The following is a 15,500-nucleotide window of genomic DNA, read 5'->3' on the forward strand; positions in this document are numbered from 1 at the left end:
CCTGCGGAAGTGACAACTGTGGTTGCGGTTAAACCAAATTGGAAACAAAAGAGTAGAGCAACAAAGCCCAACCCACGACCAACAATAAACCTCCAATTGGAGTCACAGGCCCCAAAAAACGCGGTTTATTGCCTTTTGCAGCTCCCAAGCAGAGTGCATAAATGCTGAACGAGAACAACAGTGTTCCAAAAATAAAGCAGTTAATAATCCAAGAGTCCATTGGCTTATCAAAATTTAGATTAAAGCCTAGGATCAACAATATAATGGCATGGTACATCTGATATTTGACCCCTGTTTCAAAACTATGTAACAGTTCAGGGGTCAATTTCTTTTTTAACGCATGGGCTCCAAAGGCGCCAAAAACTACCGCTAAAAGCCCGTATAGCGCACCCATCAATTGAGCCATAAAAATTGTTTCCATAGTGGTTTCAAATTTACTTATAAATCAATGTGGATTTGGTGATCGGAATCCATTCTAAAAGCGCACTCCTTATATTTTGGAGGTCCAAAAGTCTTCATCTTGGCATTGGAAAAGGCTACTTTCTCTTTTGGGATGCCCAGCCAATTGGTGTCCAACTTCCCGTTATCGTTCTCATCGTGGAAAACGGCCAAAGCATACTCTCCAGAAGGCAGATCGGAAATATGAAGCACAACACTACCTTGGTCGGCCACCACACTTTTCGTTTTTAGTACTTGATCAAAAGACAAAAAACCTTCGTCGGAATCGTAAACCGCAACATTGACCTTTCCCTTATGGGATTTTACATTGTTCACCTGAACGGACAAGGTGTTTTGGGAAAAGCCCACAACAGGCAATAAGAATAAAAACAAAAACCTTTTCATACTCATTGAAGTCCTTTCGCAGTTTCCTTTTGATTGATTAGTTCAGTGCGCAAAAGTGCAAATAATTCTTGGGTTTTTAGGCTATCCCTCAAGTTCATGTATAATTTCAAAGTATCGTGATGTACCACTTTTATTTTTTGTTGATAGAGGTCATCCACAAAAACATAGGCTTTGGAACTGGTTAAGGTATCCGTAAAAACCCCTTTTTCCTTTTCTTTCCAAGAAAATCCGCTGGAACGTTCCATTTCGGGCAGTTTATCTACCAACAAAACACTATCCATTTCGGACAGGGCAATTTTTTGATAGTAAATTCCTGACAATACCTTTAGGTTTCCATCTTCGACCTTGTGCCAGTTCTTGTAATGGGCCACAAAAGCGATTGAACAGATAATCACTGTAAAAACAATAAGCAGGTTCCAAAGCCAATGTCTTCTTTTCTTATTCATTTTTAATTTCTGTTCTGTACTTATCAAACCATGCAATGGTATGGGCCACTTTGGTCATTAAATTGCTCGGTTTGTTGGCAATACCATGGCTGGCTCCGGGAATCTCCACCAAAACAGTCTCTATTTTTCTTAGTTTAAGGGCATGGTACAACTGCTTGGCCTCGCTCGGAGGTGTTCGTAAATCGTTCATCCCGACCATCACCATAGTGGGTGTCTGTACATTACCAACGAGCGAAATAGGTGAAAATTTCCAATACCCTTCAAAATTTTCCCAAGGTTGCCCTGGATATCTATTTTCGGCATAATAAAAATAATTGTCGGCCGTCAAAGTTTTACTGATCCAGTTCATAACCGGTTTGGCCACCACGGCTGCCTCAAAACGATTGTTTTTGCCGATCATCCAAGCTGACATTATTCCTCCCGCACTACCTCCGGTCACAAACAACTGATCTTCGTGGGCCACACCTTTTTCAATGCAATGGTCCACTCCGTCCATTACATCATTATAATCCTCGCCGGGGTAATTGTTGTAGAGCAAATTGGCAAACTCCTCTCCATAACTTGTGCTACCTCTCGGGTTTGGATAGAAAACCACATATCCGGCAGCGGCATACAATTGCATTTCAATGGAAAATCTATCACCATAATTGGCAATGGGACCTCCATGGTTTTCCACCATAAAAGGATACTTTTTATTGGCGTCGTAATTGGGTGGGTAAACAATCCACCCTTGAATATCCCGCCCATCCACGGACGATTTGTACCAAACCTCCTCCACCTTGCCCAAATTTCTATAGCTGAGCAGTGCTTTGTTCAGGTTGGTTATTCTTTCAGCGTTTTTTGCTTTTGGTCCCAGAATGGCCAAATCTGCCGGGTAATTTGGTGTGGTCTGTGTAAAAACTATGGTGCCCTTGTTGGAAACACTGTACGAACCACCGGAATATGGCCTTCCCAAACTTGTGCCGCCCAGATTGTCGGCTAATTTTGTAATTTTTCCTTTGAGGGATATCAATCCCACTTTACCATTTCCTTTGTCATCATAGGATACATATATTCCATCTCCTTTTTCGTTCCATTGGATGTTCGACGCGGATCGGTCCAAGTCCTCCGAAATAACACGTTGTGCACTCCCATCAATATTCATTACATGTAATTTGTATGTTTGATGGGCCTGCACCTTATCCTCATAACCCACATAAGCGATAAGTTTTCCATCGGGAGAAACCTGCGGGTTGGAATCCGGTCCGTTACGATCGGTAAGGGCAACAATATTGCCTGTTTCCACATCAACAGAATATATCTCGCTGTTACGGAATCGATACTCCCAATCCTCTACCCTATTGGCGGAAAAGTAGATTTTGGAGCCATCTTTGGCCCAGGACAAAGTACCTCTATGGTGCCAATCACCAGAAGTTATTTGGCGTGCCGCCCCGCCATTGGCAGGAATTGTAAAAATATGGTTGAACCCAGGGGCGATATATCCTCGCCCATCCGCTTCGTGGTACAAGCGATCGGTAATTCTCGGAGCTTTTTGCCATTTTGCGCCTTTTGGCTTGGATGGTATTTTAGCAATTACCGGGGGTGCTTGCGGAACGTTCATGGAAAAAGCCAATTGTTTTCCATCCGGGGACCAGGTCAACGAACTTGGACCAAAAGGCAATTGGGTCAACTTGGCTACTTTGCCCGCACCTACCCAGTACATATATATTTCAGAACCTTCTCCAGTACTGCTGGTAAATGCGATCCGATCTCCACTGGGCGACCATCTAGGACTGCTCTCATTACTTTCCGATGCCGTAAGTTTTTGGTTCTGACTCCCATCCGAACGGATCAACCAAAGATTGCCGCGAGAGCCATCTTTCATAATATCAAAACCCATTCTTCGGTATACCACCCATTCACCATTCGGAGATATTTGAGGGTCGCTCGCATATTGAAGATCAAAAATATCGAGATAGGAAAATTCTTTTTTTTGTGCGGATGAAAATTGAAATGACAGCGCTAAAAAAAGCAAGAAAAGTGATTTATGCATGGTACTGGTTTTGTGATTTTCTAAAAGTAATGTAATTCCGTTTAGCATTCAAGACCGTACTTTCCTGTTATCTTTGAAAAAGCAATATAGCGATATGGATTTTAAAGGTAAGCACGTATTGATCACAGGGTCCTCCCGAGGCATCGGAAAAGCCACAGCTATGGCATTTGCCAAAAAAGGAGCCAAAGTAGGCATCAATTATAGGAATAATGATGCTGTCGCCCAACAAACACTTCAAGAATTGGCAGGAGACGGCCATTCACTATTTAAGAGGGATATTTCACGAAAATCCGAAACCGAAAATCTGATACAAGATTTTGTAGATGAATACGGTCAACTTGACATATTGGTCAACAATGCCGGAATTTCCATCTTCCACGAGATTGACCAAGTAGATTTTGAACACTGGTCGCATGCCTGGGAAAAAACCTTCGAGACCAATCTTTTTGCCGTGGCCAACTTGTGCTACTGGGGAGCCAAGGCCATGATAAAGTCAGGCGGCGGACATATTGTTAGCGTATCCTCTAGAGGTGCTTTTCGTGGCGAGCCTACAAAACCGGCCTATGGTGCCAGCAAAGCTGCATTGAATTCAATGAGCCAATCCTTGGCCAAAAAATTGGCGCCGCACAACATTTATGTTGGGGTTGTAGCTCCAGGATTTACCGAAACCGAAATGGCCAAAGAAACCTTAACGGCTGCCGAACGCGAAAACTTGCTCCGAGAATCACCCTTTAAACGAATGGCGCAACCGGAGGAAGTAGCCCATGCGATCTTGTTCTTGGCATCGGCCGAGGCGGCTTATTCCTCTGGAACCATAATCGATGTAAACGGAGCATCATATCTAAGATAGTTTATTATGAAAGCTGCTACCATTGCCCAACTAAAAAAAGAACTCCAATTTAAATCACAAGAGGACATAACACAGCTTTGCTTGCGTCTGGCCAGGTTCAAAAAAGAGAACAAGGAATTACTGACGTACCTACTATTTGAATCGGATAGTGAAGAAGGGTACATTGAAACGGTAAAAGAAGAGGTGGACCAAATGTTTACCGAAATCAACACCAATAGTTATTTCTACATTAAGAAAAGTGTTCGCAAGATCCTACGGACCATCAAAAAGTACATTCGATATTCCGGAGACAAAGTTACCGAGGTTGAACTTTTGCTATACTTCTGTGAAAAACTGAAGTCTTTTCGTCCCTCCATCCAACGGAACACCACTTTAAAAAATTTATATAACCGTCAACTCGAATACGTAAACAAAAAAATCCCAGGGCTCCATGAAGACCTACAATACGATTTCGGGACAATTCTAAAAGAGTTGCAAGTCTAAATAAGGCGAAAAGCATCATAACGCGCTACACCAGAGTTGTTTATTTCGAAAATTCGCTTGTTTTGGATTTATTTTCTCATTGTTATTGATTAAATTGTTCCTAATTCTAACTAATCAAAACCAACCTCTACAACATGAGAATGCCAAAAAATCCAATACAGAGTTGGGTGCTACTCTGTCTTTTTCTTTCAACAATTTTCACCTATTCACAAAATCCAGCTCCCACTGCCGTTGACACTAGCTTTTATAGCGGTTTTAAATGGAGAAATATAGGTCCCGACCGAGGTGGACGCTCCTTGGGCACCTCTGGAAGCTCGGCCAGGCCCAACGAATATTATTTTGGAGCCACTGGAGGCGGACTTTGGAAAACCATCGATGGCGGAAACACGTGGAAATGTGTTACCGATGGTTATGTCACCAGTTCATCGGTAGGAGCCGTGGCCGTGGCCGAAACCAATCCGGACGTGGTATATATAGGAATGGGCGAAACCCAACTAAGAGGAAGCATTACTCAAGGGGATGGCGTTTACAAAACTACCGACGGCGGTAAAACATGGACACATTTAGGACTGGAAGAAACCCAAGCCATTGCCAGGGTACGAGTTGACCCGACCAACGAGGACATTGTTTATGTGGCAGCACTTGGACACCCCTATGGAAATAATGAGGAACGTGGTGTTTTTAAATCTGTTAACGGCGGAAAAACATGGAAAAAAGTTCTTTATGTAAGCGATAAGGCAGGTGCCGCCGATTTAATTATTGACCCCAATACCCCCAATGTATTGTATGCAAGCACATGGCAAGTATACCGAAAAGCATGGAAAATGTGGGGCGGTGGTCCCGATTGTAAATTATGGAAATCCATTGATGGTGGCGAAACTTGGACGGACCTTACCAAAAATCCGGGTATGCCGACCGGGCCTATAGGCAAAATTGGCGTTACGGTTTCTCCTGTGGATTCCAACAGGGTTTGGGCCATTGTAGAAGCCAATGAAGGTGGTGTTTTCCGTTCCGATGATGCAGGAAAAACATGGAAATTGACCAATAACGAACGTAAACTTAGGCAACGCGCCTTTTACTATTCCAGATTGGTCGCCGATCCAAAGGACAAGGATATTGTATATGGATTGAATGTTGGATTCTTTAAATCCACCGACGGAGGAGTAACCTTTGATGATCGTATAACCACACCCCATGGAGACAATCACGATCTATGGATAGACCCCAATAATCCCAACCGAATGATCAATGCTAACGATGGCGGTGGTGTTGTGAGCATAAACGGCGGAAAAACATGGACGGCCCAAGATTATCCTACCTCGCAGTTTTATCACGTTATGGCAACAAGCGATGTTCCCTACCATGTTGTTGGTGCACAACAGGACAACTCTACCTTGGCCATACCCAGCGATGGTTGGGATTTTATGCAGGCCAGAGGCCCAAGTCCAGATTGGTATTATGCCGTAGGTGGCGGAGAAAGTGGTTGGATTACACAAAGCCCAACAAATCCCGATGTTTTTTATGCAGGTAGCCAAGGTGCTCTTTTGACCCGCTATGATCGAAGCAATGGTCAAATAAGAGATATTCAGGTCTATCCAAGATTTTTCTCCGGAGAACCTGCCAGTGCACTTCCCGAACGTTGGCAATGGACCTTCCCTATTATGTTCGCTCCCAAAGACCCCAATGTAATGTACACCTGCTCTCAACACGTTTGGAAAACCACCAACGATGGACAGACCTGGGAAAAGATAAGTCCAGATCTTACTTATGCGGACCCTGAAACTTTGGGCAAAACCGGCGGTGTGATCACTATGGACATGAACGGCCCTGAGATTTATGCCACAGTTTTTGCGTTGGCCCCATCCAATCACGACATAAATACCATTTGGGCGGGTTCCGATGATGGTAAAATACATATTACGAGAGACGGCGGCAAAAACTGGGAAGATATAACCCCTACCGAATTGCCCAAATTCTCAAGAGTGAGCATTATCGAGGAATCCATCCATAATCCGGGCACTTTATATGTAGCAGCCAACCGTTACCAAGTGGATGACCGTGCCCCTTACGTTTTTAAAACACATGATTATGGAAAAACTTGGACCAAAATAATTTCAGGCATTAAAGACGGACATTTTGCCAGGGCCATTCGAGAAGACCATCAAAAAGAAGGACTTTTGTTCTTGGCTACCGAACACGGCGTTTATTTTTCCATAAACGATGGCTCAGAATGGCAATCGCTCCAGTTAAACTTGCCGGACACCCCCATCCGCGATCTGGTAATCAAGGACAACGATGTTGTTTTAGGCTCCCATGGAAGAGGTTTCTGGATTTTGGACGACATTCAACCCCTGCGAGAGTATTCCGAAGATCTAAAGAATCAAAAAAATGTATTGTTCAAACCCACCAATGCCATACGCGGTATCTATAATGCCAACTTTCAATATTACTTGGAAGAACAAGTGGATACGGTGACTTTCTCCATTTTTGATGCCGATAACAAACTAATCGACACCTTTGGCGGAAACCAACCTAAATACGAAAAGAGTGGGAGATCATCCTGGTGGAGCCGTTTTAGCAGTACCAAACCTACTACGGCCAAAGGTATTAATACTTTTACTTGGAACTTGCGATATCCCGGACCAACCACTTTTGATGGAATAATTATCTGGGGAGCTTCGGCAGAAGTGGGCCCCAAGGCACCTCTCGGCAACTATACCGTGCAAATGAAAGTAGGTGAGGAAGTTATCAAAAGCTATCCGTTTAAAATTGAAATAGACCCAAATTTAAAAGGTGTTACAGCTGATGACCTTGAAAAGCAATTTGAATTGGCATCCAAAATCACTGCAAAAGCCACCATTGCCAACGAAGCAGTTATCAAAATAAGAAGCATTCGCAAACAAATGGACAGTTTGGGCAAAGGAGTGCCCAGTAAAAAATTTAAAAAACTGTCTGAAGATTTTATGGCTTCCTTGACCAAAATCGAAGAAGACCTGTACCAAACCAAAAACCAATCGGGGCAAGATCCTCTGAATTTCCCGATTAAACTGAACAACCGGTTCAACGCCTTGCAAAGAAGTATCGAAAATGGGGATGCCAAACCTACCGATGCCGCTTACGTGGTGTATAATGAACTTTCTGAAGAATTGGACGGGCATATGGCCAAGCTGAACAGTCTATTACAAAAAGAGCTTCCAAAGATCAATCAATTTTTAAAAGACAACCAACTATCAACCATTGAGAACAAGTAGGGTCCTTTATGGTTTTTAAAAATGAGACTTATTCTAAATTAAGAAGTTATGTTCATCCTACTACGTATTCTTTGTAATTTTACGTAGTACGGATGAACAAACTAATTTCCATAGGGGTTTCCCTGCTTATCTTGCTCCAAGGAGCCAATATTCATCTAAAGGATTTGGTTGAACTTGGAGATTTGGTAGAGCACTACCAATTCCACAACAAGGAATATGGTGACAGTTTTATGGTCTTTGTTTCCAAACACTACGGAGAACTAAAGGCATCTCACAACGAAAAGCACAAAGAAGAACAAAAGGATCATGAAAAACTGCCTTTTCAACATCAGTCCCATTGCTCGATCCAACACGTTTTTGTTGTTGACTCCGATAATTACATAACATCCGATTCGGAAATCCCTTTGGTTACAAAAGGCAATTTCCATTATCAAATATCCTACTTCCTAGTATGGGAAGACGGACCGTTCCAGCCACCAAGGCACACATAGTTCATAGTATTTCAGCATAGCTGAACACTTTTTTATCCAGCCTTATTCCATTTTAATAATGCTTTTTTTTCTATGAATCATGTTTTCAAAAATCATTTACTTTAGTATTCGGAACAAGTTTATTGTTCTTCTATTTACGGCGACCATGGCCCTAGTAGGTCTATATTCGCTATCACAAATTCCTATTGGAGCGGTTCCCGATGTAACTAATAACCAAGTTCAGGTAATTACAACTTCCAGAAGTTTGTCCACCCAGGATATGGAACAGTTTGTAACCTATCCGGTGGAACTGGAAATGGCCAATTTACCTGGTGTAAAAGAAATCCGATCAGTATCCAAATTCGGATTATCCGTAGTGACCATCGTTTTTGATGACGACATGGGAACCTTTTTGCCCAGACAGCTTATTGCTGAAAAAATAAAATCGGCATCAAATCGAATTCCCGAAGGTTTCGGAAACCCGGAAATGGGGCCGATCACTACGGGATTGGGAGAAATCTACCAGTACATTTTGGATGTGGAGCCCGAGTTCAAGGACCTATACTCATCCACCGAATTAAGAACCATACAGGATTGGATCGTTAAAAGGCAACTGTCCGGTATTCCGGGTGTAGTGGAAGTAAATACTTGGGGAGGCCACCTTAAACAATACGAAGTGGCCATACAAACACAAAAACTCAACGCTTATAATATTGGTGCCAAAGAAGTGTTCGCCGCTTTGGAAAGGAACAATAGCGTTACTGGCGGTGGCTATATCGAAAAAGTGAACCAAGCCTATTTTGTTCGCGGAGAAGGACTGGTAAATACGCTTTCGGATATTGAAAATATAGTGGTAACCACTCGAAACAGTATCCCAATTTACATTAAGGATATTGCCAAAGTAGGATTTGGCAGTGCACCCCGATTTGGCGCGATTACCGGAAATGGGGAGGGGGAAAAAGTGCTTGGTCAAATTATGATGCTCAAGGATGCAGACTCGAAACGCGTTATCGAGGCCGTAAAAGAAAGAGTAGCGGCCATTTCCAAATCTTTGCCAGAAGGGGTTTACATTAATCCAGTAGTAGATCGCAGCGAACTAATTGGAAGAACAACCTTCACCGTTACCGAAAATTTAGTTTTAGGCTGTTTGATCGTGATTTTCGTCGTGGTTTTATTGTTGGGCAATTGGCGTTCCGGTCTGGTAGTAGCCTCTGTAATCCCACTCTGTTTACTGTTCGCTCTTACCTTAATGAACCTTTTTGGCGTTGATGCCAACTTATTGAGCCTGGGAGCCATCGATTTTGGAATCATAATAGACGGCGCAGTGATCATCGTAGAGTTTATTGCATTCCAGATTACCCAAAAGCAAACTGAAATTTCCTCATTGGACAAAGATCAAAGTCAGACCATGAAAGATAAAATTACAGTGGAAGGGGCTTCTAAAATGATGAACTCAGCTGTATTTGGCCAACTTATCATTCTTTTGGTTTTTATCCCCATACTTTCGTTAAGTGGTGTGGAAGGCAAAATGTTCAAACCCATGGCTATGACTTTTAGCTTTGCCCTTTTGGGAGCCATTTTGCTCTGTTTCACCTATGTCCCCGTAGCATCCGCCTTGTTTTTAAAACCTTCAAAAGCAAGCCCCAAGAATATTTCCGAGCGACTTATGCGGTTCATTAATAAAATATACGATCCTTTGATCGATTGGGCCATGAAAAGCAAAAAATTGGTATTGGGCGTTGCTGCCGCATTATTGATAGGGGCCATTTTACTGTTCTCCTCAATGGGCGGCGAATTTGTACCGACCTTGGATGAGGGGGATTTTGTAATTCAGCCTGTTTTAAAAACAGGTACCTCCTTGGCCAAAACCGTGGAAACCACCACCAAAATTGAACAAATATTATTAGATCGGTTTCCAGAAGTAAAGCAGGTGGTAAGCCGCATTGGTGCCGCAGAAGTGCCAACGGACCCCATGTCCATGGAAGAAAGTGATGTAATTATCACATTAAAGCCTAAAAAAGAGTGGGTGTCGGCTACATCCAAAGACGAACTGGCAGATAAATTCAAGGAGGCATTGTCCGTGGTTCCCGGCATGGAGGTTGAATTTACCCAACCTATTGAAATGCGTTTCAATGAACTGATCACAGGGGTACGTGCCGACATTGCAATTAAAATTTTCGGGCAAAATCTTGAAACCTTGAACCGAAAGGCCAATGAGATAAAGGACCTCATCAAAGAGGTAGAAGGCGCATCGGATATTGTAGTGGAAAAAGTAGAGGGCTTGCCACAGATGAACGTTGCCTTTGATCGCGCCAAAATTGCAAGGCATGGGCTCAACATTGCCGATCTCAACGAAATGATTTCCATGGGCTTTGCAGGTAAAATTGTGGGCAGTGTTTTCGAAGGGGAACGACAATTCGACCTGGCGGTTCGTTTGGATGCCGCTGACCGACAAGATATTTCCAACCTAAAAAATCTATATGTGGATATTCCCAAGGGCGGAAAAATTCCATTGAACGAACTGGCAGAAATCACTTATCAAAAAGGAGCGGCCAAAATATCAAGGGACGATACCAAACGTAGGATCGTTGTAGGAATAAATGTTCGGAACCGTGACCTACAATCCGTTGTGGACGATATACAATTGTTAGTGGATGAATATATCACCCTACCTCCTGGGTACACCATCACCTATGGTGGTCAGTTCGAAAACCTGCAAAATGCCAAAGACCGTTTAATGGTTGCGGTCCCCATTGCATTGTTGCTCATTTTTATTATGCTCTATTTTGCTTTTGGATCGGTAAAGGAGGCTTTGCTTATTTTCTCGGCCATTCCACTTGCTGCCGTTGGAGGCGTACTATTGTTGTGGCTTAGGGACATGCCCTTTAGCATTTCTGCCGGTGTTGGGTTTATTGCTCTTTTTGGGATTGCCGTCCTGAACGGAATTGTACTGATTGAACATTTTAAAGAATTGAAATCCAAAAAATTCAACACCATGGAAGAGCTGATCAAACAGGGCACCAGGGATAGGCTCCGCGCCGTTCTACTTACGGCATCTGCCGCAGCGTTGGGCTTTTTGCCCATGGCAGTTTCCACCAATGCAGGTGCCGAGGTACAAAGGCCCCTGGCCACTGTTGTTATCGGTGGATTGGTATCGGCCACACTACTTACCTTGGTAGTGCTGCCCGTTTTATATGCCTACGTGAACAACGCTAAACTAGGTGTGATGAAAAACAACCTTAGCACTAATAAAAAAGCATTAACAATTCTCCTACTTGTTTCTTCCTTTAGTGGTTTTTCGCAAACCAAGTTAAATCTGGAAGACTTAATGGTTCTCTCCTTAGAAAACAACAAAGGAATCCAAGCGGGCGCTTTAATGGTTGAGCAGGCGGAGGCACTCAAGGGCACTGCATTTGAATTCGACAAAATGGATATTTATTATCAATACGACGAAAACAACCTTGCCATAAACGGGAATCCTTTACGGGTTTTTGGGGCACAGCAACAGTTCGAGTTCCCCACGGTGTACGGTGCAAAAAATAGATTGCAGAGAACCAACCATGAGTTTCAAAAGTCTTCTTTCGAAATCAAGAAAAAACAGCTCTTCCAGTCGCTGAGTACTACGTATTACGAATATCAAACCTTGCAGCAAAAAGCTAAAATGTATGGTACTTTGGACAGTATCTACAAAAAATTTGCCCATGCGGCCAACCGACGATTTGAACTAGGCGAGACCAATTATCTCGAAAAGGTCACTGCCACAGCAAAACAACGACAGATTGCCAATGCATACGCCAAGTTAAAACAGGAAATTTTAACCACTCATGTCCAAATTATGAGCTTGGTGCAGTCCGGGGATACGCTATCGATCTTAACCGAAAAACCGGAAAAGCTCAAAGTGCTCAACCAACAAGGAATGATGCCCACCGAGGCTTCATTTTTGGACAACCGCCAGGCCATGAGCCATGCAGAAAAAAGCTTGGAGGAAAATAGGTTGCTTCCTGATCTAAGCCTTGAATATTTTCAGGGCACCAACAACAATCTGGGAACATCGCTCTACGGCATCCAATTTGGGGTTCGTATTCCTATTTTCTTTTTTGGACACAGCAGCAGGGTAAAGTCTTCTAAAATTCGCACCAAAATAACGGAGATGGAAAATACGGAAATTACCGTTGTCGTGAACCAACGTTACAAAACCTTATTGACCCAATTGGAACAGCAGACCAAGGAACTCTCCTACTACGAAGAAGAGGGCAGGCTGCTCTCCGACCAAATTCTGAAAGCGGCCATTGGAAATTTTCAGAATGGGGAAATCGATTTTTTCCAATACATCCAAAGCTTGGAAAACGCATACGACATCCAACTCAACTATTTGGATGTCCTCAACGAGTACAATAAAACTGTAATAGCCATTAATTATTTGACCATAACACTATAACCATGAAACATATATTTTCACTCGCCGTACTTTTCCTCCTTTTGATGGGATGCGGTAACAATAACAAACCTGAAACAGAATCCGAAACACAAGAGGGGACATCCGGAATTGTGGTAACACAGGCGCAGTTCCAATCCAATGGTTTTACATTGGGAAAACTGGAAAAAAGAGCGTTCCCAAAAATTGTGGAGACTTCCGGAACAATAGATGTTCCCCCGGAGAATCGTGCCAGTATCACTGCATTTATGGGCGGTTTTGTAAAAACCACCTCTTTACTGATCGGAGACCAAGTAAAAAAAGGGCAATTGGTGGTCACCTTGGAAAATCAGGAATTTGTGAAGATGCAACAGGAGTATCTGGAGGTTTTTAATCAATTGGATTTTTTAAGATCAGAATTTGAAAGGAACCAGACCCTTTTTGAAGAGAAAATCGCTTCACAAAAAAATTATCTTCTGGCCAAGAGCAATTACGAAACGGCGAAGGCCCGTTACCAAGGGCTAAAAGAGCAATTACAAATGCTGAACATTTCGCCCAGTAAGGTGGAACAGGGCAACATCACCTCCGTAACTCCTATTTACGCCCCAATTTCGGGCAGTGTTACCCAAATGAACGTGGCCAAAGGAAGCTATGTCTCCCCTGCTACGGAAATCTTGGAGATTATGGACAATGATCATATCCACTTGGAACTTACCGTTTTTGAAAAGGACATTTTAAGAGTAAAAAAGGACCAAAAAATACGTTTCCGAATTCCAGAAGCTTCGGAAAATGTATTCGATGCCAAGGTATATCTGGTCGGGAAATCCATAGATAATGATACACGGACCATCCAAGTGCACGGTCATTTAGAACACGAGGAAGATGCCAACTTTCTACCTGGGATGTTCGTAGAGGCCATGATTTTGACAGATACCACACAAAATACATCGCTGCCCGAAGAAGCCGTAATCGAGTCGGAAGGCACCTTTTATGTACTCCGTTTAATCGAACAAAAAGATGGGAACTATGTTTTTGAACGTCTCCCGATAGAAAAAGGCAACACATTCGATGGCTACACCGAACTGAACTCTTCCGGACTAACGGAAACCGATCGGTTTTTGACCAAAGGTGTTTTTGATTTGATCGGTGGGTAACGATCAGCTCAACCCAACATCCAAGGTCATCATAATTATAAATCCACCGATAAAGCCCATGGTGGCAATATCGGTGTATTTGTCCTGCTGTGTTTCGGGAATAACTTCTTCCACGACCACAAAGATCATTGCTCCAGCGGCAAAAGCAAGGGCATATGGCAAAATAGGCTCAAAGGTCAATACCGCCCATGCCCCCAATACACCAGCAATGGGTTCCACTATGGCAGAAGCCTGACCGTACATCCAACTTTTTCTTCGGCTAAGTCCATGCCTGCGCATGGGTACGGCTACGGCGAATCCTTCCGGGAAATTTTGCAATCCAATACCCAGTGCCAATGCGACGGCCCCGCCAATGGTAGCACCCTCAAAACCAGAAGCTACACCACCGAACAAAACCCCGACCGCCAATCCTTCGGGAATATTGTGCAATGTAATGGCCAAAACCAACAGCGTGGTGCGGTGCCAAGGGGTCTTCACACCTTCGGCTTCATCCATTTTAAAATTAATATGGATATGCGGCAATACCTTGTCCAATCCAAAAATAAAGAGCGCACCCATTAAAAAGCCTACAGCTGCGGGAATCACTTTAATAAAACCATCGCCAGGGCTCATTTCGATTCCCGGTGCCAAAAGGCTCCAAAAACTGGCTGCGACCATTACGCCACCGGTAAAACCCAACATTCCATCCATCAAAGCCCTGTTTGGGCTTTTAAACAAAAAAACAAGACCCGCTCCGGCAGCTGTTAGTCCCCAAGTGAACAATGTGGCGTAAAGGGCCGCCAAAATTGGGTCAATGCTTTTAAAGTATTCGATTACAACTTCCATTAACTATTCTTTTTTACAAATAAATTTGATGCTATTTGGTGCGATATACGCATTTCGTTCCCATCCATTAGAATACGTAGGGAATTATCAAAATCTTCTTTGTCCACTACTTGAATTGTATTTCCCAAAGCTATTTTGTTCTTGTCCAAAAACTTGAGAAACGGTACGGATGAATCCTTCACCCCTACACAAACTCCTTGGCCCCCTACAGGCAACTCACTCAACAATTGCTTGTCTCTTTCCTGAAATTCGCCATTTTTGGTAGGTATTGGGTCTCCGTGCGGGTCATACTTTGGAAAATCCAAGAGCTCATCTATTTTATCGATGAGCTTTTCGCTTTTAATATGCTCCAATTGTTCGGCCACTTCGTGTACCTCGTCCCATGTAAAATCCAATTTCTCCACTAAAAAAACCTCCCATAACCGATGTTTTCGAATAATGGACAAGGCCGTTTTTACGCCAAAATCGGAGAGGGACACTCCTTGATACTTCACATAATCCACCAAACCTTTTTCCGCCAATTTCTTTGCCATATCGGTAACCGAAGAGGGTTTTGTATCCATCTGTTCGGCAATGGCATTGGTGCTGATGGATTTTGATCCTCCCCCTCCCAAATGGTAAATGGTCTTTATATAATTCTCTTCCGATCGGGTCATCAAAAAAATATTTTTTCAAAAATACATTTTTATTTGACAAAATCTATTTTTAGTTTTGTCTAAATTTATATTTATA

12 protein-coding genes are annotated in these 15,500 nt (G+C 43.0%); 6 read left to right on the forward strand and 6 right to left on the reverse strand.

Annotated elements, in window-relative coordinates:
* Positions 1-28 precede the first annotated feature (28 nt).
* From ACXAFK_RS00745 to ACXAFK_RS00760, 4 genes are read right to left on the reverse strand one after another with little or no spacing between them, the layout of a single operon-like run.
* Positions 29-421, reverse strand: a complete 393-nt coding sequence (locus ACXAFK_RS00745) for a DUF423 domain-containing protein (protein WP_474956469.1) — start codon at positions 419-421, stop codon at positions 29-31.
* 17 nt (positions 422-438) lie between these two features.
* Positions 439-843, reverse strand: a complete 405-nt coding sequence (locus ACXAFK_RS00750; protein WP_252081143.1) for a DUF2141 domain-containing protein — start codon at positions 841-843, stop codon at positions 439-441.
* Between the two features lie 2 nt (positions 844-845).
* A complete protein-coding gene (locus ACXAFK_RS00755) occupies positions 846-1,289 on the reverse strand; it encodes a hypothetical protein (RefSeq protein ID WP_474956470.1) in 444 nt (147 codons plus the stop codon).
* Positions 1,282-3,321 (reverse strand): S9 family peptidase, encoded by a 2,040-nt coding sequence (locus ACXAFK_RS00760; RefSeq protein WP_474956471.1) that lies wholly within the window; start codon positions 3,319-3,321, stop codon positions 1,282-1,284. The genes ACXAFK_RS00755 and ACXAFK_RS00760 overlap by 8 nt, the downstream gene beginning before the upstream one ends.
* A 94-nt stretch (positions 3,322-3,415) precedes the next feature.
* Between ACXAFK_RS00760 and ACXAFK_RS00765 the strand changes: the two genes are divergently transcribed.
* The 6 genes from ACXAFK_RS00765 (at position 3,416) to ACXAFK_RS00790 (ending at position 13,943) form a co-directional block, all read left to right on the forward strand.
* On the forward strand, positions 3,416-4,171 hold the full coding sequence (locus tag ACXAFK_RS00765) for an SDR family NAD(P)-dependent oxidoreductase (RefSeq protein WP_474956472.1): 756 nt from the start codon (positions 3,416-3,418) through the stop codon (positions 4,169-4,171).
* Positions 4,172-4,177: 6 nt separating this feature from the next.
* Complete coding sequence (locus ACXAFK_RS00770) at positions 4,178-4,654, forward strand: hypothetical protein (protein WP_474956473.1); 477 nt, start codon at positions 4,178-4,180, stop codon at positions 4,652-4,654.
* A gap of 140 nt (positions 4,655-4,794) precedes the next feature.
* On the forward strand, positions 4,795-7,905 hold the full coding sequence (locus ACXAFK_RS00775) for a WD40/YVTN/BNR-like repeat-containing protein (protein ID WP_474956474.1): 3,111 nt from the start codon (positions 4,795-4,797) through the stop codon (positions 7,903-7,905).
* Positions 7,906-7,997: 92 nt separating this feature from the next.
* On the forward strand, positions 7,998-8,396 hold the full coding sequence (locus ACXAFK_RS00780; protein WP_474956475.1) for a hypothetical protein: 399 nt from the start codon (positions 7,998-8,000) through the stop codon (positions 8,394-8,396).
* A gap of 79 nt (positions 8,397-8,475) precedes the next feature.
* Positions 8,476-12,813, forward strand: a complete 4,338-nt coding sequence (locus tag ACXAFK_RS00785; RefSeq protein ID WP_474956476.1) for a CusA/CzcA family heavy metal efflux RND transporter — start codon at positions 8,476-8,478, stop codon at positions 12,811-12,813.
* A gap of 2 nt (positions 12,814-12,815) precedes the next feature.
* Positions 12,816-13,943, forward strand: coding sequence for an efflux RND transporter periplasmic adaptor subunit (locus ACXAFK_RS00790; RefSeq protein WP_474956477.1), 1,128 nt, complete (start codon positions 12,816-12,818; stop codon positions 13,941-13,943).
* Positions 13,944-13,946: 3 nt separating this feature from the next.
* On the opposite strand, the gene ACXAFK_RS00795 is transcribed toward ACXAFK_RS00790, so the two are convergent.
* The gene (locus tag ACXAFK_RS00795) at positions 13,947-14,768 is read right to left on the reverse strand and encodes a ZIP family metal transporter (RefSeq protein ID WP_224835788.1); all 822 of its coding nucleotides are present in this window, start codon (positions 14,766-14,768) and stop codon (positions 13,947-13,949) included.
* The gene (locus ACXAFK_RS00800) at positions 14,768-15,424 is read right to left on the reverse strand and encodes a metal-dependent transcriptional regulator (RefSeq protein ID WP_224835789.1); all 657 of its coding nucleotides are present in this window, start codon (positions 15,422-15,424) and stop codon (positions 14,768-14,770) included. Before ACXAFK_RS00800 ends, ACXAFK_RS00795 begins: the two co-directional genes overlap by 1 nt.
* Positions 15,425-15,500 lie beyond the last annotated feature (76 nt).

This window comes from Flagellimonas sp. ABD4_174 (assembly GCF_056160185.1).

What these genes read in the sequence shown, in the direction of transcription:
- ACXAFK_RS00745 (WP_474956469.1), bottom strand. Translation starts at nt 421, where the DNA reads ATGGAAACAATTTTTATGGCTCAATTGATGGGTGCGCTATACGGGCTT.
- ACXAFK_RS00750 (WP_252081143.1), bottom strand. Translation starts at nt 843, where the DNA reads ATGAAAAGGTTTTTGTTTTTATTCTTATTGCCTGTTGTGGGCTTTTCC.
- ACXAFK_RS00755 (WP_474956470.1), bottom strand. Translation starts at nt 1,289, where the DNA reads ATGAATAAGAAAAGAAGACATTGGCTTTGGAACCTGCTTATTGTTTTT.
- ACXAFK_RS00760 (WP_474956471.1), bottom strand. Translation starts at nt 3,321, where the DNA reads ATGCATAAATCACTTTTCTTGCTTTTTTTAGCGCTGTCATTTCAATTT.
- ACXAFK_RS00765 (WP_474956472.1), top strand. Translation starts at nt 3,416, where the DNA reads ATGGATTTTAAAGGTAAGCACGTATTGATCACAGGGTCCTCCCGAGGC.
- ACXAFK_RS00770 (WP_474956473.1), top strand. Translation starts at nt 4,178, where the DNA reads ATGAAAGCTGCTACCATTGCCCAACTAAAAAAAGAACTCCAATTTAAA.
- ACXAFK_RS00775 (WP_474956474.1), top strand. Translation starts at nt 4,795, where the DNA reads ATGCCAAAAAATCCAATACAGAGTTGGGTGCTACTCTGTCTTTTTCTT.
- ACXAFK_RS00780 (WP_474956475.1), top strand. Translation starts at nt 7,998, where the DNA reads ATGAACAAACTAATTTCCATAGGGGTTTCCCTGCTTATCTTGCTCCAA.
- ACXAFK_RS00785 (WP_474956476.1), top strand. Translation starts at nt 8,476, where the DNA reads ATGTTTTCAAAAATCATTTACTTTAGTATTCGGAACAAGTTTATTGTT.
- ACXAFK_RS00790 (WP_474956477.1), top strand. Translation starts at nt 12,816, where the DNA reads ATGAAACATATATTTTCACTCGCCGTACTTTTCCTCCTTTTGATGGGA.
- ACXAFK_RS00795 (WP_224835788.1), bottom strand. Translation starts at nt 14,768, where the DNA reads ATGGAAGTTGTAATCGAATACTTTAAAAGCATTGACCCAATTTTGGCG.
- ACXAFK_RS00800 (WP_224835789.1), bottom strand. Translation starts at nt 15,424, where the DNA reads ATGACCCGATCGGAAGAGAATTATATAAAGACCATTTACCATTTGGGA.